Raw genomic sequence first — 23,124 nt, 5'->3', positions numbered from 1 at the left:
CCCGCCGCACGGCACAGGGCCGTGCGGCGGGTGGCGACGTCCCGCGTGCGCAAGCGCCCGCTTCAGAACGTGTACTTCACGTTCAGCAGCGCGGTGCGGCCGGCATCGACGATGTCGGAGATCGCGGTGCTGTTGTGGCCCACGTGCGCCCAGTAGCTCAGGCGGTTGGTGAGGTTGGCCACCGACAGGTCGGCGCGCAGGTGCTCGTTGAAGGTGTAGCCCACGTGCAGGTCCACGCGCGTGATCGGCTTGACCCACAGGTCGTCCCAGGTCGCGCCGCGGTTGTAGTAGTCGTACACCGAGACGTACTCGCCGGAGTAGTGGTAGGCCAGGTTCACCGACAGCGGGCCCTTCTCGTAGAACAGCTCGGCGTTGGCCATCAGGTCCGGCGCGTTCTGGATGCGCTCGTCGTGGAAGCCGTCCATGCCCAGGTCGACGCGGGTGGTCTGGCGGGTGACGTTGGCGCCGATGCCGAAGCCGTCCAGCGGTGCCGGCATGCCCTGCAGGGTCTGCCGCACCGCGGCCTCGAAGCCGAGCACCTTGCCGTCGCCGCCGTTCTGCGGACGCACGTAGCGCACATTGCCGGCGCCGGTGCTGGTGCCGGCGTTGGCCGGATCCGAGCCGCTCTCGTAGATGTAGTCGGTCAGGCGCTTGTAGTAGCCGGCCAGCATCGCGTGGCCGCCGTGGCCGTTGTCCCACTCGCCGGACAGGTCGACGTTGAGCGACTTGATCGGCTTCAGGTCCGGATTGCCCTCGGTGATGACCGTGGTGCCGTCGCTGGAGACGTCGTAGTTGGCGCCGCCGCCGAGCTGCACCAGCGCCGGCCGGGTGTAGCTGGTCCACACCGAGGCGCGGTACACCGCATTGCCGTTGCCCGGGCGGTAGTTCAGGAACACGCTCGGCAGCGGCACGTCGTAGCTGGTGTGGTTGCTGCTGAAGAAGCCGGGCAGTTCGTTGCCGTTGGCGTCTTCGGGCATGGTCCAGAAGGTGTTGCGGATGCTGGTGTGCTCGAAGCGCACGCCCGGGATCACTTCCAGGTCGCCGCTGCGGAAGGTGGCCATCGCATACGCCGAGGTCACCGCCTCGTCGCCACGCATGGTCGCGCAGTTCTGGTTGTTGATCGCCAGGCTGCCGCAGGTGTCGAAGCTGGCCGCGGTCAGATGCTGGGCGATCATCGCCTTCAGCCCGCCGTTGCTGAGCTTGACCGTCGGCCATGCGTACTTGCCCGGGTACACCGAGTCGTACTGGCCGACCACCAGGCCGGTGTCGCGCAGCAGGGTGCCGTCGGTGAACTTGCTGTTGGTCCAGTCGCGCGAGGTGAAGTCGCGGGAGCTGTCGACATACTTCACGCCGAACTGGATGTTGCTCAGCGCGCCCTGGTCGAAGTCGTAGCGCACGTCGAACTTGGCGCCGCCCTTGGTCTGGCCGCTGTAGGACTTGGTCAACTGGCCGTAGCGACGCGCATACAGGCTGCCGATGTCGCTGGCCTGGGCCTGCAGCGCCGGGGTCAGCAGCGGCTTGGGGAAGCCGTCGCCGTCGTAGCCGGAGAAGGTGCTGGCACCGCCGTACGGGAACTGGGTGGAGGCGTACTGGTCCACGCGCGCGGAGATTTCCACGTGGTCCGGGCGATCGTTGTCGCCGTAGCTGTAGAACAGGTTCGGCGACAGCGTCCAGTTGCCCAGTTGCTTGTCGGCGCCGAACTGGAAGGTGGCCAGGTCCGCCACTTCCGGGTTGGTCTCGTACCAGTAGCGCACCGCCACGCGGTTGATCTGCGGCTGGTACACGCCGGTGGTGCCGATCTGCGCCAGGCTCACGTTGGCCGGCACCAGCTGGGTGTAGCCGGTGTTCTGCTCGGTCTTGGCGTAGGCGTAGGTTGCGCGCGCGTACAGCTGCAGGCTCGGGTCGACGTGCCAGTCGAAGGACACGTTGCCGCCGTAGCGCTTGGTGTCGCCGGCGGAATAGCCAATGTTGGCGCCGGTGGCCATCAGCAGGTCCTGCGGATCGTAGCCGGGCGCCGGCTGGCCGCTGGCCGTGGTGCGCGAGAAGTACTTCTTGCCCCAGTCGCCACGCGAGGCGGCGGCGTTGGCCACTTCGCTGTTCACGTAGTGGCGCTCGTCGTAGTACGCGCTGGTGTACACGCCGAACTGGTTGTCGGCGCCGAACTTGGCGTGGAATTCGCCCGCCGCGCCCTTGCCCAGGCCGTTGTCGCCGTAGTCGCGCGCGCGGCTTTCCATACGCCCGCTGGCGGTGACGCTGCCGCCCATCGCCTCGCTGTAGTCGAAGCCGCTGGGGGTGCGGTAGTCGATGGTGCCGCCGATCGCGTCGCCGTCCATCGCCGCGGTGGAGGTCTTGTTCAACACGATGGTCTGCAGGCCCGACGGCGGCAGCAGGCTCAGCTGCACGCTGCGGCTGTAGGGCAGGCCCTGGGCCACGTTGACGCCGTTGATCAGGTTGACGTTGTACTCGGCGTTGAGGCCACGCACCGAGGCGAACATGCCCTCGCCGCGCGCGGCGCCGTCGACGCCGCCGAAGTACGACTGCCCGGTGTTCACCACGTTGACGCCGGGCAGCAGACCCAGCGCCTCGGCGATGTTGTGCACGGCGGTGTACTTCAGGTCTTCGGCCGACAGCACGTTGGCCGTGTTGGTCGCGGCCATCTGCATGTCCGCGGCGTTGTAGCGGGTGACGGCGACGGTGATCTTGTCCAGGGTCTTGGCGCTGGCGTCGGACGCGGTGGTCTGCGTCTCCTGCGCATCCTGCGCCTGGGCCAAGGCCATCGGCGCGACACCGAGCAACGCGGCGGCGATCGCCAGTGACAGGCGTTTCTGAAGATGGATCGAGTGCGACATGAAAAATCCGAACGTAGGCGCGGCCAACGGAACGGGCCGCAGGCCGGGCATGGAGGGGAGAGAGGCCGAGATCGTGTTCGCGGCGGCGCGCATTGTTGGCAGGCGCGGCTGCAATTTGATGACAACGATGTCACCGCAGGTCGTCGACCGACGATTCGGCGCCTTTCCTGCGCAATTCGGCACAACTGAAACCATTCGCCGTGCCGTCTTGCGGCTGCGCCACCGATGGCAGCGCGACATCCTGGCCGCTTCCGTCGACGCGGCGGCCAACGCTCCAACAGGCGATGCCTCGCCCAGTCCGTGGGGCGCATGAGGCGACAACGCAACCCAGCGGGCGCTCGACGACGAACGCGCACAACCGCCCGTCACGGGCAGCGTCACCGCGGCGCGGCGGCGTCCACCTGCAATTGCGCGTGCAGGATGCGGCGGATCTCCAGGATCGCCTGCGGCGTCTCCTGCACGCTGTGGCCGGAGGTGATCACCAGTTCGGAGACCGCGCCCGGCAGATGCGCGCTGCGGTACGGCACCAAGCCGTCGTCGGAGTCGGCCAGCGGCACCGCCGGATCGCGGCGGGCGATGATGGTGTGGTAGCGCACCGCCGACGAAATCGGCAGGTCCGCCGCCGCGCGCACGAACGGATCGGTGTCGCGCAGGTTGTCGATGCTGTTGGGCACGCGCATCGGCGCGCCGTCGGGGCCGTCGATCCCCTGCAGCAAGGTGTTCAAGCGATCGAGCAGCGTCACCGGCAGGCGCACCAGGCGCCCGGCCAGGCGGCCGAGGCGCCCCTCGGCGAAGGTGGTGCCGCGTTGCGGCGCGGCGATGAAGATGGCGCGGTCCACCTCCGGCAACGGCGCGAAGCGCAGCAGCGGCTGCAACTGCGCCAGCGCCTGCGGATCCAGCGGGCGCCGGTCGCCGCGCGCGCCGATCAGGTCGTTCCACAACGTGTCGCCGGAGTCGCTGACCAACAGGCGCCCGATCACCCCGCCCATGCTGTGGCCGATCAGGACCATGTGCTGCGAGGCCGGCGCCTGCCCCTGCGGATCGAAATGGCGCAGGGTCTGCTGCAGCAGCGTCTCGATCTGCGCGCGGTTCCAGGCGATCGGCATGTTGGTCGGGTAGTAGACCTGCCAGATCTGGTAGTGGCGGCGCAGTTGTTCATCGCCCATCAGTTCGTTGGCGACGTTGACCCAGGCCTCCGGACTGCTGGCCAGGCCGTGCAGCATCAGGATGATGCGTCGGTCCGGATCGTACGGCTGCATCAGGTACAGATGCGGCTGGTCGATGCCATCCTCGCGGCCGAGCATGGAGCGCAGCGACTGCCGCGCGAAGCCGGCACGGGCCAGCCACAGGCCGTAGGCGGCAGTGAAGTTGGCCGCCAGCGGCAGGCGCTGGCCGTGCACCTCGACCTCGCCGTCGCGGTACGGGTCGTAGGGCGCGACCACCACGCTGCGGGTATCCACCACCTGCGCCAGGCTGTCGCCGTCGAAGCGCAGCAGCACCGTGGTCGGCGCATACGGCATCTCGCTGAACGCGGGCGCGTGCGGGTTTGGCGCGGCCTTGGCGGCCGCCGCTGCGGTCGGATCGCCGACCTTGGCCGGCGCGATCTCCGCGACCAGTTCGGCGCCGAAGCCGTCGCGGCGGTAGGTGCTGCGCAGGCCATCGAAGCGCAGCGTCGACGCCGGCAGCATCGCGTCCGGCCGTGCCACGCCACCCGGCAGGCGGAAGCTGCCCATGTCCGCACGCACCTGCCAGCCGGCCGTACGCAGCGTGTCGTCGTCGTGCAACTCGCCGCTGGCGCTGCCGGCGCGCCAGCGCAGGAACAGCTCGCCGACCACCTGCTGCACGGCGTAGTTGTAGTAGTCGCGCACCTGGGTCTGCCGGTCCTCGAAGGCGCGCGCACTGGCCGGGCGCTGGGTGTAGAACAGGTAGGCGTAAGCGTAGCGCGCCGCCTCCAGCCAGGCCTGCAGCGTCGCGTCGTCCAGCGCCCTCGCCTGCCGCGGCGTGCGCACATTGGCCGCATGCACCCACAGCTCCGACAGGGTCGCCAGCCGCCGCTCCTGGTCCAGCCCCTGCAGGGCGCGCAGCTGCGTGGCGCAGGCCGCAACGTCGGCCTCGCAGGTCTTGGGATCGAGCGCGAGCACGCGCAACGTCTCCAGACTGGCATCGCTGAGTTTGCCGGTGCTGAGCACGTCGCCGCGCTGGGTGGCGATGTAGTCGGCAGCGCTGCGCGACTGCACGCTGACCATCGCACAGCCGCTGCCGAGCAGCAGCCCGACAGCCAGCAGCGCGGCGCCCGCGCACCGCGCAAGACGTGAGTACAAGATCATGGCGCGACGGCGGGATCGTCGCCGGGAATGCCGGCGCGGATGCGCGTGGAGAAGTCGTCGCCAACGCCAGCCGCGCGCGCGCGTTCGCCGATGCGGCCGCGCGTGCGCAGCGTGGCCAGGCTGTAGCCGGGCATGAAGCCATGCTGCGCATAGACGTAGGACGGCAGGTAGCCGGACAGCAGCAGGCGCGCATCGAGCGGCAGCGCCGGATCGAGCTTGCGCGCCAGTTCGAACACGATGGTGGTGCAGTTGCTGGTGGCGGTGTTGTAGAACCGCGGCGTGCGCTGCAGTTGCTGCGCCCGTGCCACGTAGCCCAGGAACAGCTGGCGCAGTTGCGCACGCGACAGGTTGAGCCGGTACAGATAGACGTCCTCGCCGCGCACGTTGCTACGCACCACCAGGATGTCGCGTTCGTCGGCGGCGACCATCACCTGCTCGAAATTGCGGAAGAACCCGGCCAGCGCCGAGAACGCCTCGCCGCGCTCCTTGCGGATCTCCAGCGAGAACACCACGCGACGGCCGTCGTCGAAGCCGAACGAGACCAGGGTGTGGGCGATCGCCGGCCCCATCCAGTACGACAGCGCCAGGTCCGCCGAGGCCAGCCGCTCCAGGTCGTAGCGGCGCGTCTCCCAGCGCGGGGTGTAGTCGTGGTCGCTGCGCCAGGCGAAATTGCGCACGTTGTGCAGGGTCACCACGTGCCCGTCCACCTGCGGCTGCAGCAGTTGCGCGACATCGTCGGCCCAGTCGCGGTTCTGCTGCGGCTGCAGCGCCGACCAGCCCACCGCCATGCCGGCGCAGCCGACCGCGAACAGCAGCGGCAGCACGCGGTACTCGCGCGGATGCCTCAGGCCCCACAGCGCCGCGCCGCCCAAGGCGGCCCACAGCAGCGCCGAGCCGTAGCGCACCACCGCGCCGGTATGCGGCAGATAGCTCAGGAACAGCGCGCCCCACAGGCTGGCGCCGAGCACCGCCAGCATCGCCAGTGCGCGCGCCAGCCGCCATGGCCAGGCGCGTCGACGCGCGGCGCCGTCGGCGCTCACAACTCGGCCGCCGCCGCGGGCGTGGCCAGGGCGTGGCACAGCAGGCGGCAACAACGCTGCGCCAGCGCCTTGCGTTCGGCCTCGTCGCTGCCGCGCTGGCAGGCGCCGAGCATGTCCATCGCCAGGGCCAGGTCCTGCTCGCCCAGGTCTGGGCGGCACAGGCCGGCGGCGATCGCACGCTGCAGGTACGGCAGCAGGATCGCCATCGCCCGCGTATGCGCCGCGGCGATCGTCGGATGCTCGCGCGGCATCGACCGCCAGTAGTCGGCCAGCGGCGCCGACATCGCGATGTGTTCGGCGACGTCGTACATCAGCAGGAACAGTCCGTCCGGCCGCGTGCCGATCTCGCGCGCGCAGCCCTCCAGGCCGTCGAGGCCGCGTTCCAGCAGGGCGGCCATCAGTTCGGTGCGGTCGGCGAAATGGCGGTACAGGGTGGCGCGGCCTAGGCCGGCGCGCTCCACCACCAACTCCAGCGGCGCCAGCACGCCGTGTGCGCAGAACACCTCGTCGGCGGCGTCCAGCAACAGGCGGCGGCGGTGGGCGGTATCGGCTCGCATTTCCATGCGCGGCATTATCGGACAATTTTGTCCGCTTGCAAGCGGATCACGGTCGGCCGCCGCCGGTACCCACCGGCGGCGCCCTGGAAGCACTGGGCTCAGCCGGTGTTCTGCACGCCCTGGGCGACGCCATTGACGCAGGCCACCAGCGCCCGCAGCAATTCCTCGTCTTCGCCGTCGGTGGCGCGCCAGCGCTGCAGCAGGTCCACCTGCAGCACGCTGATCGGGTCGATGTACGGATTGCGCAGGCGGATCGACAAGGCCAGGCGGGGATCGTGCTGCAGCAGCGACGACTGCCCGGTCAGCGCCTTCACCCAGCCCTTGGTCAGCGCCAGTTCGTCGCGGATGCGCGGGAAGAAGCGCGCGTGCAGCGGCCCGGACAGGCGCGAGAACATCTCGGCGATGTTGAGGTCGCCCTTGGACAGGACCATGGCGATGTCGTCGAGGAAGGTGCGGAAGAACGGCCAGTCCGCGGCCATCGCGCGCAGCGCGTCCTCGTGGCCGGCGTCCACCGCCGCCTGCAGGCCGCTGCCCACGCCGTACCAGCCCGGGATCACCGCGCGCGCCTGGCTCCAGGCGAATACCCAGGGAATCGCCCGCAGGTTGGACAGCGCCGCATCCTGGCCGAGCCGCCGCGACGGCCGCGAGCCCAGGGTCATGCGCTCGATCACGTCGATCGGCGTGGCCAGGCGGAAATAGCGCATGAACTCGGCATCGCCGACGAAGCCGCGGTACGCCTGGCTGCTGTGCTCGGCGACCAGGTCCATCACCGGCCGCCAGCCGGCCTCGCGCGCATCGGCCGCACGCGGGCGCAGGCTCGACAGCAGCACCGCGCCGGTCATCTGTTCGAGCGAACGCAGCGCCAGCGCGCGGATGCCGTACTTGCGGTGGATCACCTCGCCCTGCTCGGTCACGCGCAGGCGCCCGTCGACGCTGCCGCGCGGCGCCGCCTCCAGCGCGCGCGTGGTCTTGCCGCCGCCGCGCACGATCGAGCCGCCGCGGCCGTGGAAGAAGGTCAGGCGGATGCCCAGTTCGGCCGCCGCCTGCAGCAGCTCCACCTGCGCACGCTGCAGGCCCCAGCGCGAGGCGGCGATGCCGCCGTCCTTGCCGCTGTCGGAATAGCCGAGCATCACCATCTGCACGTCGTCGCGCGCGGCCAGGTGGCGGCGGTAGACCGGGTCGGCCAGCAGGTCGCGCAGGGTCGCGGTGCCGCCGCGCAGGTCGTCCACGGTCTCGAACAACGGCACGATGTCCAGCGGCACCGCGCCGTCGGCATCGACCAGGCCGCCGCGGCGCGCCAGCGCCAGCACGGTCAGCACGTCGGCGCGGTCGTGCGCCATCGAGATGATGTAGCTGCCCAGCGCATCGGCGCCGTGCCGCGCGCGCGCATCGGCGAGCGCGGCGAACACCGCGTCCAGCCGCGCATTGCCTTCGTCGTCGGCCGCCGGCAGCGCCTGTTCGCCACTGGCGTAGGGGCCGAGCAGGCCTGCGCGCGCTTCCACCGCGCGCGCGTCCCAGTCCAGCGTGTCCAGCGCGGCGGCGACCGCGCGCGCATGCACGCTGGACTCCTGGCGCACGTCCAGCCGCGCCAGGTGGAAGCCGAAGCTGCGCACCCGCCACAGCAGGCGCCGCACCGCGAACCAGCCGGCGTGCAGGCCCTTGTTGGCCTGCAGGCTGTCCAGGATCAACTGCAGATCGCTTTCCAGTTCGGCCGGCGCGGCATAGGCGCCGGGCGCATCGTCCAGGGTCGCCTGCAGGCGTGCGCGCATCAGATCGTTGAGCAGGCGGTACGGCATGTCGCCGTGGCGCGGCCGCGAGCGCGCCGCGGCTTCCGGCAGCAGTTGCCGGTAACGCTCCAGTTGCTCCAGCAGCGGCGCGCTGACCGCGACCAGGGTGGTCGACTGGCTGAGCAGGCTGGCGAGCTGCCACAGTTCCTTCAGATAGCGCTCCAGCACCGCACGCCGCTGCGCGTCGAGGGTGGCGGTGATGGTGGCGGCATCGACGTTGGGGTTGCCGTCCATGTCGCCGCCGACCCAGGTGCCGAAGCGCAGCAACCGCGGCAGGCTCAGCGCCTGCCCGTAGGTCTGCTCGATGGCGTGCTCCAGGGTCTCGTACATCACCGGGATCACCCGGTACAGCACCTGGGTCAGGTAGAAGCCGACATGCTCGCGCTCGTCCTCCACGGTGGGACGTACCGGCGAGGAATCGGCGGTCTGCCACGAGGCGGTCAGCGCCATGCGGAAGCGCGCCGCGTCGGTGGCGCGCTCGCCCGGGGTGCGCAGGCCGTCGAGGTTGTCGACCAGGCTGGCCACCATCAACTGTTCCTTCTCCAGCAGCGCGCGCCGCACCGCCTCGGTCGGGTGCGCGGTGAACACCGGCTCCACGTCGATGCGCGGCAGCCAGTCGCGCAGTTCGTCGATGCCGACGCCCTGCGCCTTGAGGCGGCGCAAGGCGTCGAGCAGGCCGTCCGGCTGCGGCGTGTCGGCGCTGCTGCGCTGGTAGTCGCGGCGGCGACGGATGCGGTGCACGCGCTCGGCGATGTTGACCACCTGGAAATACGTGCTGAAGGCGCGCACCAGCGCTTCGGCATCGCGCGGTGCGCGGCCGGCGAGTTGCTCGCTCAGCGAGGACAGCGGCGCGGCGCGCTCGCGGCGCGCGATCGCGGTAGTGCGGATACGTTCGATCTCGTCGAGGAACTGCGCCGAGACCTGTTCGGCGAGCAGGTCGCCCACCAGGGCGCCGAGGCGGCGCACGTCGTCGCGCAGGGGAAGGTCGGGGGTGGCGAAGACGATGCTGCTGCGGGACTCGTTCATCGGGAAACGCATGGCTCGGCAGTGGGGGCGCCGCAAGCCTAACCGAAAAGGGAGTGCGTTCCCGTCGGCCGCACGACGGTTTCAAAGCGAACCATTTGCACTGCACAGCAGCGCCCTGCGCCACGGCGGCACGCACGTGCGGCCGTGGCGCAGGCGCGGCTCAGCGCGGCGTGGCGCCTGCCGCAGCCGGCATGGACGTCGGCGTGGGCGCAGGTCCCAGATAGGTGCGCAGCCAGCGCTCGCTCTCGGCCAGCATCTGCAGCACCGACTCGCGCGCGCGGTAGGCATGCGCCTCGTTGGGCAGCATCACCAGCCGCGCGGTGCCGCCGTTGCCCTTGATCGCCGCGTACATGCGCTCGCTCTGGATCGGGAAGGTGCCGGAGTTGTTGTCCTCGGCGCCGTGGATCAGCAGCAGCGGATCCTTGATCCGGTCGGCGTAGTTGAACGGCGACATCGCCTGGTACACCGGCTGCGCCTGCCAGTAGGTGCGCTCCTCGGACTGGAAGCCGAACGGGGTCAGCGAGCGGTTGTAGGCGCCGCTGCGGGCGATGCCGGCCTTGAACAGGCGCGTGTGCGCGAGCAGGTTGGCGGTCATGAAGGCGCCGTAGGAATGCCCGCCGATGGCGATGCGGTTGCGGTCGGCGACGCCGCGCCGCACCACCTCGTCCACCGCCGCCTGCGCATCGGCGACCAGTTGCTCGACGTAGGTGTCGTTGGGTTCGCGCGCACCCTCGCCGACGATCGGCATCGACGGATCGTTGAGCACCGCATAGCCCAGCGCCAGGAACGCCTGCGGGCCCCAGTAGCCGATCGCGTTGAAGCGGTACGGCGAATCGGTGACCTGGCTGGCGGCGTCGGCGGATTTGAACTCGCCCGGGTAGGCCCACATCAGCATCGGCAGCGGGCCGTCGCGCTTGGCGTCGTAGCCAGGCGGCAGCAGCAGGGTCGCGGTCAGCTCCACCCCGTCCTTGCGCCGGTAGCGGATCTGCTCCTTGTGCACGTCGCGCAACTGCGGCGTGGGATGGGTGAAATGGGTCAGTGCCACCGGCTCCGCGTTCGCACCGTCGAGCCGGTAGAAATTGCGCGGCTTCTGAGGTGTTTCGCGCGTGATCAGCAGGCGCTGGCCACTGGTGTCGAGCAAGGCCTGCGGCACCGCGTAGTACGGCGCCTGCGACTGGAACAGGCGCGTGCTTTTCCGCGTGTCCAGATCGTAGCGATCCAGGAACGGTCGATCGCCCTGCGGGGAGGCGCCTTCGCCGCGCAGGAACAGGCTGTGGCCGTCGGCGGCGATCAACAGGCGCGGATTGCCGGCCGCATCGCGCTCCGTCACCGGCGTGCCCGGATCGGCATAGCGATCTTCCTGCGAACGCTGCACCAGCAGCTGCGGCGCCTGCGCGGGGTTGTCCGGGGCCACGCGCCATTGTCTGGTCTGGCGCGTCTTCCACCAGAACTCGTCGATCAGCGCCAGGTCGCCGCGGCCCCAGGCGATGCCGGCGAAGCGCGACTGCAGGCACGCCAGCGTCACCGGCGGCGCGGTGAATGGCGCCGCCTGCAGCAGCACCGCGTCGCGCACCGCCGCCTCGCGCGCCGGATCGCCACCGTCCTGGGCCTCGGCCCAGACCAGGGTGGCCGGCGCGTCGCTGCGCCAATCGATGTCGCGCACACCGGTGCGCACCGCATCGTTGCCGGTGGGCAGGCCTTCCACCAGCGGCAGCTGCGCCACCGTGTGCACCGGCTTGCCGGCGCGATCGAGCACCTCGATGGTGCGCGGGAAGCCGCTGGCCGGTACCAGGTAGGAGAACGGCCGCTGCAGGCGCTGCGCCAGCAGGTAGCGGCCGTCCGGCGACGGTGCCAGCGACAGGTACAGATCGGGACTGGCGATGCGCTGCACCTGCCCGTCGACGTCGACCAGCGCCGGCTGCGCGCGCAATTGATAATCGAACTGGCGCGCGTCGGCCTCGTTCTTCAGCAGGTCCTGGTAGGTGCGCAAGGCGGTGGCGCCGCCGCCGGCGGTCTGCTGCACCGCCGGCCCGGTCGGCACGGCATCGGCGGGCGGCGCCGCGCCCTGCGCCTGCGGCTGCAGCAACACCAGCAACTGGCGGCTGTCCGGCATCCACGCATAGCCCTCGCCGGACACCGTGTTGAGCCGCTCGGCGACGCGCCGTGCACGCTGCGCGGCGATGTCCACCACCCACAGTTCGTTGGCGCCGCTGCGCCCGTCGACCCGGTTGAAGGCCAGATGCCGCTGGTCGGGCGCCCAGGCCATGCCGGCGATCGACAGCGGCGCCGGCAGGCCCTCGATCTGCAGTTCGCTGCCGTCGGCGATGCGCAGCAGCCACAGCTTGTCGCCGAAGGCGAAACGGCTCTGCGAGCGGGTGCGCGGATGGATGCGCAGCCCGGCGAGCTTGAGTTCCGGCTGCGCGACCTGCGCGATGCCCGGCAACGCCGGCAACTGCAGCATCGCCGCCAGATCGCGCCGCGGGCTCAGCGACAGCTGCGGCGGCCGCGGCGCATCGACGATGGCCTGCAGTGGCGTCGACGGCAGTTGGTAGCCGCTGTCCGCAGGATCGGCGGCCGCCGCCGCCGCGGGTGCCGGGGCCGCGTTGGCGGCGGCGCTGCCGGCCGCGGCCAGGGCCGCGCACAGCAGGCCGCAGACCGGCCTGGCGACACGGCGGCGCCCGCGCACTGTGATCTGGTTCATCTCTTCCCCTTTCCTTCGCATCGATCGAACCAGCGACGGTAGCAGGGCCGGCGCGTCCCGCCCCCTGTCGATGGTTGGGCTTGGGCATGCCATTGCCCGCCCTGACCCGCGTTCAAGCGCCACACGCGGCAGCCGCTATAATCGGTTACCCCTTGCGCCGAGGGGCGCTGCGACCGGATCGAGACAGGATTCTCCGTCTCCAGATCCGGCCAGGCTCGGCGCGAGGCTTGAGCGACAACGGCGCCCGGACTTCGCGAGTTTCTCGCCATTGACCGGAGCTTTATCGATGAACGCTGCACTCAAGAGCTTTTCCACCGAGGGCGACTACAAGGTCGCCGACATTTCCCTGGCCGATTGGGGCCGCAAGGAACTGGACATCGCCGAGCACGAGATGCCGGGCCTGATGTCGATCCGCCGCCAGTACGCCGCCGCCAAGCCGCTGGCCGGCGTGCGCGTCACCGGCTCGCTGCACATGACCATCCAGACCGCGGTGCTGATCGAGACGCTGAAGGACATCGGCGCAGACGTGCGCTGGGCCTCGTGCAACATCTTCTCCACCCAGGACCACGCCGCCGCGGCGATCGCCGCCACCGGCACCCCCGTGTTCGCCTGGAAGGGCGAGACCCTGGAGGAATACTGGGACTGCACCCTCGACGCGCTGACCTTCACCCTGCCCGACGGTACCCAGACCGGCCCGGAACTGGTGGTGGACGACGGCGGCGACGTGACCCTGCTGATCCACAAGGGCTATGAGCTGGAGAACGGCGCCAAGTGGGTCGACGAGCCGTCCTCCTCGCACGAGGAGCAGGTGATCAAGAACCTGCTCAAGCGCGTGGCGGTGGAGCGCCCCGGCTACTGGACCCGCGTGGTCAAGGACTGGAAGGGCGTCTCCGAAGAGACCACCACCGGCGTGCACCGCCTGTACCAGCTGGCCGAAGCCGGCACCCTGCTGATCCCGGCGATCAACGTCAACGACTCGGTGACCAAGAGCAAGTTCGACAACCTGTACGGCTGCCGCGAGTCGCTGGCCGACGGCCTCAAGCGCGCGATGGACGTGATGCTGGCCGGCAAGGTCGCGGTGGTGTGCGGCTACGGCGACGTCGGCAAGGGCTCGGCGCACAGCCTGCGTGCCTACGGCGCCCGCGTCATCGTCACCGAGATCGACCCGATCTGCGCGCTGCAGGCGGCGATGGAAGGCTTCGAGGTCAACACCGTCGAAGACACCCTCGGCCAGGCCGACATCTACGTCACCACCACCGGCAACAAGGACATCATCCGCATCGAGCACCTGACGCAGATGAAGGACCAGGCCATCGTCTGCAACATCGGCCACTTCGACAACGAGATCCAGGTCGAGGCGCTGTACAAGCTGCCGGGCGTGCAGAAGATCAACATCAAGCCGCAGGTGGACAAGTTCGTGCTGCCCAACGGCAACGCGATCTTCCTGCTGGCCGAAGGCCGCCTGGTCAACCTGGGCTGCGCCACCGGCCACCCCAGCTTCGTGATGTCCAACAGCTTCGCCAACCAGACCCTGGCGCAGATCGACCTGTGGCAGAACAAGGACAGCTACGAGAAGCAGGTGTACCGCCTGCCGAAGAAGCTGGACGAGGAAGTGGCGCGCCTGCACCTAGAGAAGATCGGCGTGAAGCTGACCAAGCTCACCGACGCGCAGGCCGCCTACCTGGGCGTGCCGGTCGACGGCCCGTTCAAGCCGGAGCACTACCGCTACTGAGTCATCGGCAGGACATCGCCAGGCAGACCAGAACGGGCGCCGCGAGGCGCCCGTTTTTTGTGCGACCGGCGCTGCGAGCGTGTGGAGACAGGGGGCTGGAAATTCGTACGGAGCGAAAGCCGCAGACATCGTCACCTTGCGCAGTCCCTGCTGCAAGCGGCCTTTTCCGGCCAGTCGGCCGACGCGCCTGTCCAGCCAGGCCGTCTGTACCACACCTGTGCTACATTGATTCCACACCAATCGCCTGGAGCTCCCCATGAGCACCACCACCATCCGCCTGCCGGACGCGCTCAAGGCCCGCGTCGCCAAGGCCGCGGAAGCGGCCGGCACCACGTCGCACAACTTCATCCTGGAAGCCATCGCCGAGAAGGCCGAGCTGGCCGAGCGGCGCGTCGACTTCCATGCAGAGGCCGAGCGCCGTTGGGGCGAATTCCTCGAAACCGGCGAGAGCATTCCCTGGGACGAGATGCGTCGCTATCTGATGGAACGCATTGAGGGCAAGGACATTCCCCCTCCCGCCGCCCGCAAGTTCGCGAAATAGCATGGCGCACGTCGAGTTCCTGCCCTCTGTCAACGAGGACCTACGGCGCATCATCGGCCATCTGGAACAACACGAAGCCGAGCATATCCAAGAGCGTCTGAGCGAGATCGTCAGCGCATCGAACGTGCTGACGGACAATCCGCTGATCGGCCGGCTGACGCGCCATGATGTGCGTGAACTGGTGATTGGCCAAGGCGCTCAGGGATATATCGCCCTCTACCGATACGTGGTGGCGCTGGATACCGTCTTTGTCCTAGCGATCCGCGCACAACGCGAAGCAGGCTATGCACGCGATGCATGAAACCGGGGCCGGTGCCCACGCTGATCTGGTCGATGCGTTGCTTGCCTGATTTGCTGTCACTGCCTCCCATGGCGCGGGCTAGCGCGGCACTTCGCAACCGAGGATGACCTGCTGAGTGTTCCCCGCCGCAAACTGGCGATCGCGAAGCCAAGCGCCCGTGCCGGGTCGTAGCACGGCGTCGACCAGACCAGACACGATGCGCGCGGCTGCAGGCGCGATTGGCCTATACACCAAGGGGATAGCTAGTACGGCAGCGGCATGGCCGCAGGCGCCGAATGCGATAAGGTCCAGCTGCTTCCGACGCCGCCGCCCGCAGACCGGGAATCGTCGTCCAGCGCTTGCGACGGCGCGAATCTCTCAGGCCGTGCGCTCATTGGCCGGCGCATACACCGAGATCTGGATCCGGCTGCGCCCGTGATACGGCGTGCGTGCCCAGTCGCTCCAGCGCGCCTCCAGGCGCAGGCCGGCGATCTGCGCCATCAGGTCCAGCTCCGATGGCCACACGTAGCGGCGGCGCTCGCTGAAGATGCGCGTGCCGGATTCGCCCAGTACCACCACGCGCTGGTCGATGCGCTGCTGCAGCGGATCGGGCTGCGAGCACACCAGCATCACTGCCGCGCCATCGCCCTCGGTATCCGGCACGTCCAGCACCTGGCTGACCTTGCCGCCGCTTTCGAACACCTCCGCACCCGGTACCGCGCTCTGGATCAGCAAGCGGCCGTCGGGCACCAGGCAGCGCGCCGCGTTGACCATGCAACGCAGCTGCTCGGCCTGCGTCAGCAGATACCCGAATGCCGCCACCGCGTAGATCAGGCCGAACGGCCCGCATACCGGCATGTCGGCGAAATCGGCGCAGACCAGGTGCAGGCGTTCGCTGCCGGGCTTGGCACGCAAGGCCTCGAGCATCGCAGGAGAATTGTCGATACCGGTGACCGGCACATCGCAGTGCGCGAGCGGCAAGCCAATGCGGCCAGTGCCGATGCCCAGTTCCAGCGCCGCACGGCCCGCGGCCAGCTCGGCGAGGACACCGACGCACTGCTGGGTGACGGCGGCAGGCCAGCGATCGTAGAAACGGTCGTAGATCGCGGCCAGGCGATCGTACTCGTGGGTCACGGGCATCCGCAGCCACTCGTTGCCGAAGTGGCGCGACCATAGCACGCAGCGATGGCGACGCAGTGGCCACACATGCAGGACGGCACCCTGCATGGCAGGCGCGGCGATGCGCTGCAATAGCGTGCGACACACGCCACAAAACTGCAGATGACATGCGCATTGCAGTTGGCCGCGCTTCAGTCTTTTGCTTGCGCCGCCGCATCCAAGCGAGGATGCTTTTCCCGCGCCTGCCACGCTGAGGCAGGCGCGACAATCGCAACAGATCCCCCGCTCAATCAGGAGTATCGCCATGAAACGCCTTTTTGATTCGCTGTCGCGTTGGGTGCAGAGCCTCGGTGGCCGCAAGCTCGGCTACATCTACACCTACTAACCTCCCCCGCCACCGTCGCGTGGCATGACCGTGCGAGAGGGGGCGACCCGCCCCCTCTCCCCAGCGCTCTCCGCTTCGCACGGCCGCACGCCCGTTCGCCATCGGCTCCATGTCCCCTCCTGCGTCGCGGTGTGACCCGCCGACACGGCTATTCGTGCGGATCTGCACGTGACCGATCCGCACCCGCGCCCGCCAGGCCCGCGCGGGCACTGGGCGTTCGGCAACCGGCAGGCTTTCGCCACCGATCCCCTCGACTTCCTGCAACACTGCGCACGCACGCATGGCGACGTGGTGCGGATCGCCGAGCGCACCTATCTGCTCGCAGCACCAACCGCGATCGCCAAGGTGCTCGGCGACGACGGCAGCCTCTACGCCAAATCCGATCCGGATCCGCGTGCGCGGCGCGCTGCATTTCCGGCATCGGTGATGAACAGCGAGGGCGAGGCCTGGCGGCGCAAGCGCCAGGCGCTGCAGCCCGCGTTCCGCGCCAGCCTGGTGCGCGACTACGCCGCAAAGGCGGCCGCCGCCACACAGGTTCTGCTGCGCTCGCGCGACGACATCGACAACGTGCACGACTTGCGCCTGAGCATGACTGCGCTCTGCGCGCAACTGGGCGCCGGCTTCCTGCTCGGCGATGCGGCGCACGCGCCGGCGCTGCTGCGGATGCTGCCGATGGTCGATGCGATCCTGCAGCAGACGCGTACGCCGTCCGCGGCGCCGGCCTGGTGGCCGAGTGCCGGCAAGCGCCGCCTGCGTGCCGCACGCGGCGCACTGGACACCGCGCTGACGCAGATCCTGACGTCTCCACGTTCCAATGGCGCAGACGCCTCGGTGCTGGAGCTGCTGCGACGCGACGCTCCGCAGGCCGACGACGACTGGTGCCGCGACGAAGCGGCGGCGATGCTGATGTCGGCGCTGGAGCCGATGGCGGCCGGCCTGACCTGGACGCTGTTGCTGCTGGCGCAACATCCATCGATCGCGCAGGCCGTGGCGGAGGAAGCCGATGCCCTGCCCGGTATCGACGGCGCATCCACCACGCCCTGCGCCGATGCGCTCGTCGAACGCCTGCCGCTGACGCGCGCCTGCGTGAAGGAGGCCATGCGCCTGTATCCGCCGGCATGGATGACCGCGCGCATCGCGCAACGCGACACCACGCTGGGCGGCTTCGCGGTGCCGCGCGGTACCCAGCTGATCGTCAGCCAGTGGGTGGTGCAGCGCGATCCGCGTCACTTCTCCGCGCCGGACCGCTTCCTGCCGGCGCGCTGGCTGGACCCGGCGCAGACACCGGCGCGCTACACCTACTTTCCGTTCGGCGGCGGTCCGCGCAGTTGCATCGGCAGCCAGTTGGCGCTGGTGCAGATGACCGTGGTCGTGGCCGGCCTGTTGCGCGAGCGCACGCTGCACCTGGCGACGGATGCGCGGCCGCGACCGTATCCGGCGCTGGTGCTGCGTCCACTCGATGTCCGCATCGCCTTGCGCCCGCGCACGACAACCCTGTCCCGCCAGTCGCCCGCGACGGCGCCCTTCCCCCGCACACCGGAAACCCCGCATGGCTGATTCCACTGCCTTCGCCAAGACCCGGGAATACTCCAACCGCTTTTTCGATTCCGCCGCGTGGAACGAGCTGGAGTTTCGCGACGGCGACATCGTCATCGCCAGCTACGCCAAGGCCGGCACCACCTGGCTGCAGCAGATCGTCGCGCAGTTGCTGTTCGAGGGCGCGGCGGACGTCGACGTGTCGGCGATCTCGCCGTGGCTGGACGGTGTGTACCCGGACCGCACGAGCAAGCTCGCGCTGCTGCAGGCGCAGACCCACCGGCGCTTCATCAAGACGCATCTGCCCGCCGATGCGCTGGTGGTCAGCGATCGCGCCAAATACCTGTACATCGGCCGCGACGGTCGCGACATCGCGCTGAGCCTGTACGACCACCAGTGTGCGGTCAGCCAGGATGCGCAGGCGCGGCTGGATGCCGGGGCGGCCGAACCGGGCAAGCTGCGCGTGGTGCCGCCGCCGAGCCTGCCGGTGGATGCCTACGTGGCGCATTGGCTGGCCCACGACGGCGCACCGTTCTGGCCGTTCTGGGAAGGCGTGCGCAGCTGGTGGCAGCAGCGCGCGCAGCCGAACGTGCTGCTGGTGCACTACGCCGACCTGCTGCAGGATCTGCCCGGGCAAGTGCGGCGCATCGCCGCGTTCCTGGAGATCCCGGTGCGCGAGGCGGCCTGGGAGACCATCCTGGCGCACTGCCGGTTCGACTACATGCGCCAGCACGCCGCGCGCTACGTGCCGCAGGGCGCCGGGCTGTGGCGCGAGGGCGGCAAGGCCTTCTTCAACCAGGGCCGTAGTGGCCGCTGGCGCGCGCTGTTGCCGGCGGCCGTCGCCGCCGAGTACGAGGCGCGCGCGCAGGCCGAGCTGGGCCGCGAGGCTGCGCAATGGCTGGCACAGGGTGCCGGGGCGGCAGCATGAGCCTGCGCGTCATCGGCGCCGGCCTCGGCCGCACCGGCACCCTGTCGCTGAAGCTGGCGCTGGAACATCTGGGCCTGGGCCGCTGCTATCACGCCATGGAACTGGCCGCGCACCTGCGCCAGGCCTTGCCGCTGTGGAATGCGGCGATCGACGGGCAGGCGGACTGGGACACGCTGTTCGCCGGCTATACCGCCACCGTCGACTATCCCGGCTGCTGCTTCTGGCGCGAGCTGGCCGCACGCTATCCGCAGGCCAAGGTGATCCTGACCGTGCGCGATGCCGATGCCTGGTTCGAGTCGGTGCGCAGCACCATCTTCGCCAGCGACGGCAGCGTGCCGGCCCTGTTCGGCGCCGAGGGCCTGCGGCTGAGCCAGTTCCTGCGCCGCGACTTCGCCACGCGCATCGACGATCGCGGCTTCATGACCGACTATTTCCGCCGTTGGAACCAGGCGGTCATCGCCAGCGTGCCGGCGCAGCGCCTGCTGGTGCTCGACACCGACGCGCAGACGGGCTGGGAGCCGCTGTGCGCCTTCCTGGGCGTGCCGGTGCCGGCACAGCCGTATCCACGCGTGCATGCGCGCAGCAGCGGCGGCACGCAAGCGCGCCCGCTGCCCAGCGACCCGGCGCAACGCGAGCAACGCCTGCGCGCCTACCTGGACCGGCTCGCCGTGGAGGCGTTCGCAGCGCCCGCCGACGACTGAGCGCGCGTCCGCCTACAGCGAGAAGTTGCGCTTGATCGAGAACGACCAGGCGCCGTCGATCGGATTGGAGACGTGCACCCGGCCCTCGCCGTCCGCCACGCCGGTGGTGTAGCGGCGATAGACGCCAGCGCTGTTCCAGGCCCGTGCGTAGCTCAGGCCGAACTCGGTGCCGCGCCAGGTGCGGCTCAGGCCCACGCGCGCGTCGGTCCAGCCGTAGTCGGCGAAGTTGCGCACATGCTGGTGGCCGGCGTGCACGCTGGCCTGCCAGTCCGGCGCCAGCGGCAGCGTGGCGTCCAGCGCCAGATAACCGGAGCCGCGCGAGTGCCGGCCCTGGCCGACGCCCAGCGTGGCGCTGTTGTAGCCGAAGTAGTCGCGCGTCCAGGTGCTGGCGTAGGACAGTTCCAGCGTGCGCCAGTGCCCGGCGACGATGGCCTCGCCATAGTCGTAGCGCGTGCCGCTGGCGCTCATGTGCGCGCCGGGGTAGGCGTAGTGGTAGACGCCGGCGCGCCAGCCCCAGTCGCCATGGCTGGCCGCGTAGCCGGCATACACGTCCCACTCCACGTGCCCGCCTTCGATGAAGTACGGGCTCACCCCGGACGCCCAGGTGCCGGCATACCAGCCGCTGTCCGCGGCCACGTCCAGCCCGCCCTGCAGCACCGGCCGCCCCCAGCTCTGCTCGAATCCGCGCGAGACGTAGTTCGAGGTCGCCGCCAGATTGGCGCTGGCGGTCCCGGCCCAGGCCGGTGCGGCGACGCCCAGCGCCAGCAGCAGCGCTGCGCTGCGCATGGCGCTCACGACACCAGCTCCAGCCGCGCCCGGCCCGCCGCGGCCAGGCCGCCCGACGAAGGTGCCGCGAGCTTGAACAGCGCCACCGCGCGCTGCAGTTCCTCGGCCTGATCCTCCATCGCCCGCGCCGCCGCCGTGGCCTCCTCGACCAGCGCGGCATTCTGTTGGGTGGCTTCGTCCATCTGCACGATGGTCTTGCTCACCTGTTCGATACCGGCGCTCTGCTCCTGCGAGGCGGCGGCGATCTCGCTCATGATGTCGGTGACCCGGCGCACGCTGGCCACGACCTCGCGCATGGTGTCGCCAGCGCCGTTGACCAGTGCGGTGCCATCGTCGATCTTGCCGACCGAGGCGTCGATCAGGCCCTTGATCTCGTGCGCCGCGGTCGCCGAGCGCTGCGCCAGCGCGCGCACCTCGCTGGCCACCACCGCGAAACCGCGGCCCTGCTCGCCGGCGCGCGCCGCCTCCACCGCGGCGTTGAGCGCCAGGATGTTGGTCTGGAAGGCGATGCCGTCGATCACGCCGATGATCTCGGCCATCTTCTTCGATGCTTCGGCGATGCCGGACATGGTGTCCACCACCTGCTCGACCACCGCGCCGCCACGCGAGGCCACGCCCGCGGTGTCCTGCGCCAGGCGATTGGCCTGGTGCGCATGCTCGGCGTTCTGCTTCACCGTCGAGGTCAGCTCCTCCATCGAGGCCGCGGTTTCTTCCAGATTGGCCGCCTGCTGCTCGGTGCGACGCGACAGGTCGTCGTTGCCGGCGGCGATCTCGCTGGCGGCGGAGTTGATCGCGGTGGTGGCCTGCTGGATGCGGCCGACGATGCCGGTCAGCTGTTCTACCGTGGCATTGGCATCGTCGCGCATCTGCGCGAATACGCCGTGGAATTCGCCGTGCATGCGCGCGGTGAGGTCGCCCTGGGCCACGGCACGCAACAGCGCCGACAAGGCCGAGAGGTTGCCTTCGGTCAACTCCATCAGCCGGTTCAGCCCGACCACCATGCCGCGGAAGTCGTACTGGAAGCGCTCGGCGTCGCCACGCCGGGAGAAATCGCCGGAAGCCGCGGCCTGCGCCAGTTCGGTGATGGCCTGGTTGATCGCCTGCAGGCTGCGCTTGGTGGTGCGCATCGCCTCGGTGATCGCGGCCTTCTCGCCCGGCAGCGGCTCCATGTCCACCTGCATGTTGCCGATCGCGTACTGCGACATCACCTCGACCAGGCGCCGCTGCACGTCCACGTGCGCGGCCACCAGCGCGTTGGTGCCATGGACCATGCGTCCGTACTCGCCGGGGAAACGTTCGGCGTCCATCCGGTAGCTCATCTCGCCGGCGTCGTGGCGCTGCGCCATCTCCGCCTGCGCCTGCATCACCGCCTGCAACTGCGTCTGCATGCTGCCCATCGCATCCAGCAACTGGCCGAGCTCGTCGTCGCGGCGATGCCGGACCTGGCTGTCCAGGCGCCCGGCGGCGACTGCCGAAGACACCCGCACGGCCTCGGCCAGCGGGTCGAGCACCTGCCGGCGCAGCAGCAGGTACAGCGCGCCGCTCAGCAACAACGCCGAGAGCAGGCCGACCGCGACGATGGTCCACAACAGTGCACGCGCCTTGGCCATGACCAGCGCGTACGGCACCGAGACGCCAAGCGCGAATGTCTGCGGCGCATCGCCGATCTTCAGCGGCACGAACACGTTCAACGCATCCTCGCCGTCGGTGCGGCGATGGTCGAACACCACCTGGCCCTTGGCCACGCGCGCCAGCATGTCCTTGGACCAGGCATCGCTGCGGGTCTTGCCGACCTGCTGCGGATCGCGGCTGGCCATCACCATGCCCAACGGCGACAGCAGGCTGGCATGGCCCTCGCCCATCGGCCGCAGCGCGGCGATGCGCTGCTGCAGGGTATCGAGGGTGAAGTCGACGGTGACCACGCCCAGGAAGCGGCCGTTCTCCAGGATCGGCGTGGCCAGCGTGGTCATCAGCGTGTCCTTGCCGGCCACCGGATAGTAGTAGGGCTCGATCACCACCGGCTTGTGCGTGTTGCGCGCCAGCAGGTACCAGTCGCCGTCGCCCGGCTTCTCGTAGTCGCGCAGCGCCTCGCGCACCAGCTTGCCGTTCTGCCGCGACCACCAGGTCATGTAGCGGCCGGTGGCGTCATGGCCCTCGGTGCCGACGAAGGCCTTGTCGTTGCCGTCGAACGCGTCCGGCTCCCACATGGTGCTGATGCCCAGCCACTGCGGATGCGCGTCGAGCTGGCTGCGCAGCACCGCGGTGGCGGTGGCGCGCGACAGACCGGCGGCGTGCTGCACGCGGAAGCTGTTGGCCAGCGCGTCGCTGGCGTCGAAGGCCACGCCGATTTCGCGCGACACCCGCTGCGCCTCCACTTGCGCCAGGTTCTCGATGCTGGTGCGCGAGGTCGACAGCAACGCATCGCTGCTGCGCCAGTAGATGATCATGGCGGTCAGGCCGAAGCAGGCCAGCGCAAGCAGGCCGGTACCGAGCATCAGGCGTTTGGCGACGCTACCGCGACGGCGCTGCGGCGACGGAGTGGACATGACGACTTCCTTGGCAAGGGGGGGAGGGAATACGGTCGCGGGGAACGCCCCCACGCGGCAGCCCGCCACGGCGCGCGGCACGAGTGCGCCGTGTCCGCTGCCGATGACCTGCCCGAGGCGCCTTCCCCACCGGGCCACGATGCGCTGCCGGACATTGCGTCCTGGCGCCGCTGCATGGCGACCCACCCTCTCGCTATCGTCCCGCCGTCCGCAAACTTGATAGTCGTTGCGCGTCATGCCGATGAACGGACAGGGCGTCGCGGCGAGAACGCGCGGCAGCGCG

The 23,124-nt window shown here is 69.8% G+C and carries 16 protein-coding genes and 1 riboswitch; of the genes, 7 read left to right on the top strand and 9 right to left on the bottom strand.

Annotated elements, in window-relative coordinates:
* Positions 1-62: 62 nt before the first annotated feature.
* Positions 63-2,777 (bottom strand): TonB-dependent receptor, encoded by a 2,715-nt coding sequence (locus CEK69_RS03800; protein ID WP_152243983.1) that lies wholly within the window; start codon positions 2,775-2,777, stop codon positions 63-65.
* Between the two features lie 70 nt (positions 2,778-2,847).
* On the opposite strand from CEK69_RS03800, the gene CEK69_RS03795 reads away from it, so the two are divergent.
* Complete coding sequence (locus CEK69_RS03795) at positions 2,848-3,162, top strand: hypothetical protein (RefSeq protein WP_152243931.1); 315 nt, start codon at positions 2,848-2,850, stop codon at positions 3,160-3,162.
* Between the two features lie 64 nt (positions 3,163-3,226).
* On the opposite strand, the gene CEK69_RS03790 is transcribed toward CEK69_RS03795, so the two are convergent.
* From CEK69_RS03790 to CEK69_RS03770, 5 genes are all read right to left on the bottom strand, one after another.
* The gene (locus tag CEK69_RS03790) at positions 3,227-5,176 is read right to left on the bottom strand and encodes an alpha/beta fold hydrolase (RefSeq protein WP_152243929.1); all 1,950 of its coding nucleotides are present in this window, start codon (positions 5,174-5,176) and stop codon (positions 3,227-3,229) included.
* A complete protein-coding gene (locus CEK69_RS03785) occupies positions 5,173-6,153 on the bottom strand; it encodes a DUF4105 domain-containing protein (RefSeq protein WP_226975029.1) in 981 nt (326 codons plus the stop codon). The genes CEK69_RS03790 and CEK69_RS03785 overlap by 4 nt, the downstream gene beginning before the upstream one ends.
* Before the next feature lie 59 nt (positions 6,154-6,212).
* Positions 6,213-6,788 (bottom strand): TetR/AcrR family transcriptional regulator, encoded by a 576-nt coding sequence (locus CEK69_RS03780; protein ID WP_017909185.1) that lies wholly within the window; start codon positions 6,786-6,788, stop codon positions 6,213-6,215.
* 83 nt (positions 6,789-6,871) lie between these two features.
* Positions 6,872-9,586 carry a phosphoenolpyruvate carboxylase gene (gene ppc / locus CEK69_RS03775; protein WP_152243927.1) on the bottom strand — a complete coding sequence of 905 codons (2,715 nt, stop codon included), beginning with the start codon at positions 9,584-9,586 and terminating at the stop codon, positions 6,872-6,874.
* A gap of 160 nt (positions 9,587-9,746) precedes the next feature.
* Positions 9,747-12,287 (bottom strand): prolyl oligopeptidase family serine peptidase, encoded by a 2,541-nt coding sequence (locus tag CEK69_RS03770; RefSeq protein ID WP_226975025.1) that lies wholly within the window; start codon positions 12,285-12,287, stop codon positions 9,747-9,749.
* A gap of 153 nt (positions 12,288-12,440) precedes the next feature.
* A riboswitch (S-adenosyl-L-homocysteine riboswitch) is annotated at positions 12,441-12,540 on the top strand.
* Positions 12,541-12,573: 33 nt separating this feature from the next.
* Here CEK69_RS03770 and ahcY point away from each other — a divergent pair.
* From ahcY to CEK69_RS03755, 3 genes are all read left to right on the top strand, one after another.
* Positions 12,574-14,019 (top strand): adenosylhomocysteinase, encoded by a 1,446-nt coding sequence (gene ahcY / locus CEK69_RS03765; RefSeq protein WP_017915311.1) that lies wholly within the window; start codon positions 12,574-12,576, stop codon positions 14,017-14,019.
* Between the two features lie 256 nt (positions 14,020-14,275).
* Positions 14,276-14,560: a ribbon-helix-helix protein, CopG family gene (locus CEK69_RS03760; protein WP_017909630.1), complete on the top strand. Its 285-nt coding sequence runs from the start codon at positions 14,276-14,278 to the stop codon at positions 14,558-14,560.
* Position 14,561: 1 nt separating this feature from the next.
* Positions 14,562-14,861 carry a type II toxin-antitoxin system RelE/ParE family toxin gene (locus CEK69_RS03755; RefSeq protein ID WP_017909631.1) on the top strand — a complete coding sequence of 100 codons (300 nt, stop codon included), beginning with the start codon at positions 14,562-14,564 and terminating at the stop codon, positions 14,859-14,861.
* Positions 14,862-15,218: 357 nt separating this feature from the next.
* Here the strand turns inward: CEK69_RS03755 and CEK69_RS03750 are convergent, their stop codons facing one another.
* On the bottom strand, positions 15,219-15,980 hold the full coding sequence (locus tag CEK69_RS03750) for a class I SAM-dependent methyltransferase (protein ID WP_152243925.1): 762 nt from the start codon (positions 15,978-15,980) through the stop codon (positions 15,219-15,221).
* A 532-nt stretch (positions 15,981-16,512) separates the two neighbouring features.
* Between CEK69_RS03750 and CEK69_RS03745 the strand changes: the two genes are divergently transcribed.
* Genes CEK69_RS03745 through CEK69_RS03735 form a run of 3 tightly spaced genes read left to right on the top strand, consistent with a single transcriptional unit; the run spans position 16,513 to position 19,509 of the window.
* Positions 16,513-17,901 (top strand): cytochrome P450, encoded by a 1,389-nt coding sequence (locus tag CEK69_RS03745; protein ID WP_152243923.1) that lies wholly within the window; start codon positions 16,513-16,515, stop codon positions 17,899-17,901.
* Entirely contained in the window at positions 17,894-18,808 is a 915-nt protein-coding gene (locus tag CEK69_RS03740) for a sulfotransferase domain-containing protein (protein ID WP_152243921.1), read from the top strand. Before CEK69_RS03745 ends, CEK69_RS03740 begins: the two co-directional genes overlap by 8 nt.
* Positions 18,805-19,509 carry a sulfotransferase family protein gene (locus tag CEK69_RS03735; RefSeq protein ID WP_152243919.1) on the top strand — a complete coding sequence of 235 codons (705 nt, stop codon included), beginning with the start codon at positions 18,805-18,807 and terminating at the stop codon, positions 19,507-19,509. The genes CEK69_RS03740 and CEK69_RS03735 overlap by 4 nt, the downstream gene beginning before the upstream one ends.
* Before the next feature lie 12 nt (positions 19,510-19,521).
* Here CEK69_RS03735 and CEK69_RS03730 read toward each other — a convergent pair whose 3' ends face one another.
* Both CEK69_RS03730 and CEK69_RS21440 read right to left on the bottom strand, forming a co-directional pair.
* Entirely contained in the window at positions 19,522-20,295 is a 774-nt protein-coding gene (locus CEK69_RS03730; protein ID WP_226975028.1) for a TorF family putative porin, read from the bottom strand.
* A gap of 5 nt (positions 20,296-20,300) precedes the next feature.
* On the bottom strand, positions 20,301-22,841 hold the full coding sequence (locus CEK69_RS21440; protein ID WP_152243915.1) for a methyl-accepting chemotaxis protein: 2,541 nt from the start codon (positions 22,839-22,841) through the stop codon (positions 20,301-20,303).
* Positions 22,842-23,124: the final 283 nt, after the last annotated feature.

The organism is Xanthomonas sp. LMG 12462 (assembly GCF_009192885.1).
Classification (GTDB): domain Bacteria; phylum Pseudomonadota; class Gammaproteobacteria; order Xanthomonadales; family Xanthomonadaceae; genus Xanthomonas_A; species Xanthomonas_A sontii.
The sequence above is the reverse complement of the archived record's forward strand: the minus strand, read 5'-3'. Positions and strand labels throughout refer to the sequence as shown.

What these genes read in the sequence shown, in the direction of transcription:
- CEK69_RS03790 (WP_152243929.1), bottom strand. Translation starts at nt 5,176, where the DNA reads ATGATCTTGTACTCACGTCTTGCGCGGTGCGCGGGCGCCGCGCTGCTG.
- CEK69_RS03770 (WP_226975025.1), bottom strand. Translation starts at nt 12,287, where the DNA reads ATGAACCAGATCACAGTGCGCGGGCGCCGCCGTGTCGCCAGGCCGGTC.
- CEK69_RS03785 (WP_226975029.1), bottom strand. Translation starts at nt 6,153, where the DNA reads ATGCTGGCGGTGCTCGGCGCCAGCCTGTGGGGCGCGCTGTTCCTGAGC.
- ppc (WP_152243927.1), bottom strand. Translation starts at nt 9,586, where the DNA reads ATGAACGAGTCCCGCAGCAGCATCGTCTTCGCCACCCCCGACCTTCCC.
- CEK69_RS03795 (WP_152243931.1), top strand. Translation starts at nt 2,848, where the DNA reads ATGAAAAATCCGAACGTAGGCGCGGCCAACGGAACGGGCCGCAGGCCG.
- CEK69_RS03750 (WP_152243925.1), bottom strand. Translation starts at nt 15,980, where the DNA reads ATGCCCGTGACCCACGAGTACGATCGCCTGGCCGCGATCTACGACCGT.
- CEK69_RS21440 (WP_152243915.1), bottom strand. Translation starts at nt 22,841, where the DNA reads ATGTCCACTCCGTCGCCGCAGCGCCGTCGCGGTAGCGTCGCCAAACGC.
- CEK69_RS03780 (WP_017909185.1), bottom strand. Translation starts at nt 6,788, where the DNA reads ATGCCGCGCATGGAAATGCGAGCCGATACCGCCCACCGCCGCCGCCTG.
- CEK69_RS03735 (WP_152243919.1), top strand. Translation starts at nt 18,805, where the DNA reads ATGAGCCTGCGCGTCATCGGCGCCGGCCTCGGCCGCACCGGCACCCTG.
- CEK69_RS03730 (WP_226975028.1), bottom strand. Translation starts at nt 20,295, where the DNA reads ATGCGCAGCGCAGCGCTGCTGCTGGCGCTGGGCGTCGCCGCACCGGCC.
- CEK69_RS03760 (WP_017909630.1), top strand. Translation starts at nt 14,276, where the DNA reads ATGAGCACCACCACCATCCGCCTGCCGGACGCGCTCAAGGCCCGCGTC.
- CEK69_RS03755 (WP_017909631.1), top strand. Translation starts at nt 14,562, where the DNA reads ATGGCGCACGTCGAGTTCCTGCCCTCTGTCAACGAGGACCTACGGCGC.
- ahcY (WP_017915311.1), top strand. Translation starts at nt 12,574, where the DNA reads ATGAACGCTGCACTCAAGAGCTTTTCCACCGAGGGCGACTACAAGGTC.
- CEK69_RS03800 (WP_152243983.1), bottom strand. Translation starts at nt 2,777, where the DNA reads ATGGCCTTGGCCCAGGCGCAGGATGCGCAGGAGACGCAGACCACCGCG.
- CEK69_RS03740 (WP_152243921.1), top strand. Translation starts at nt 17,894, where the DNA reads ATGGCTGATTCCACTGCCTTCGCCAAGACCCGGGAATACTCCAACCGC.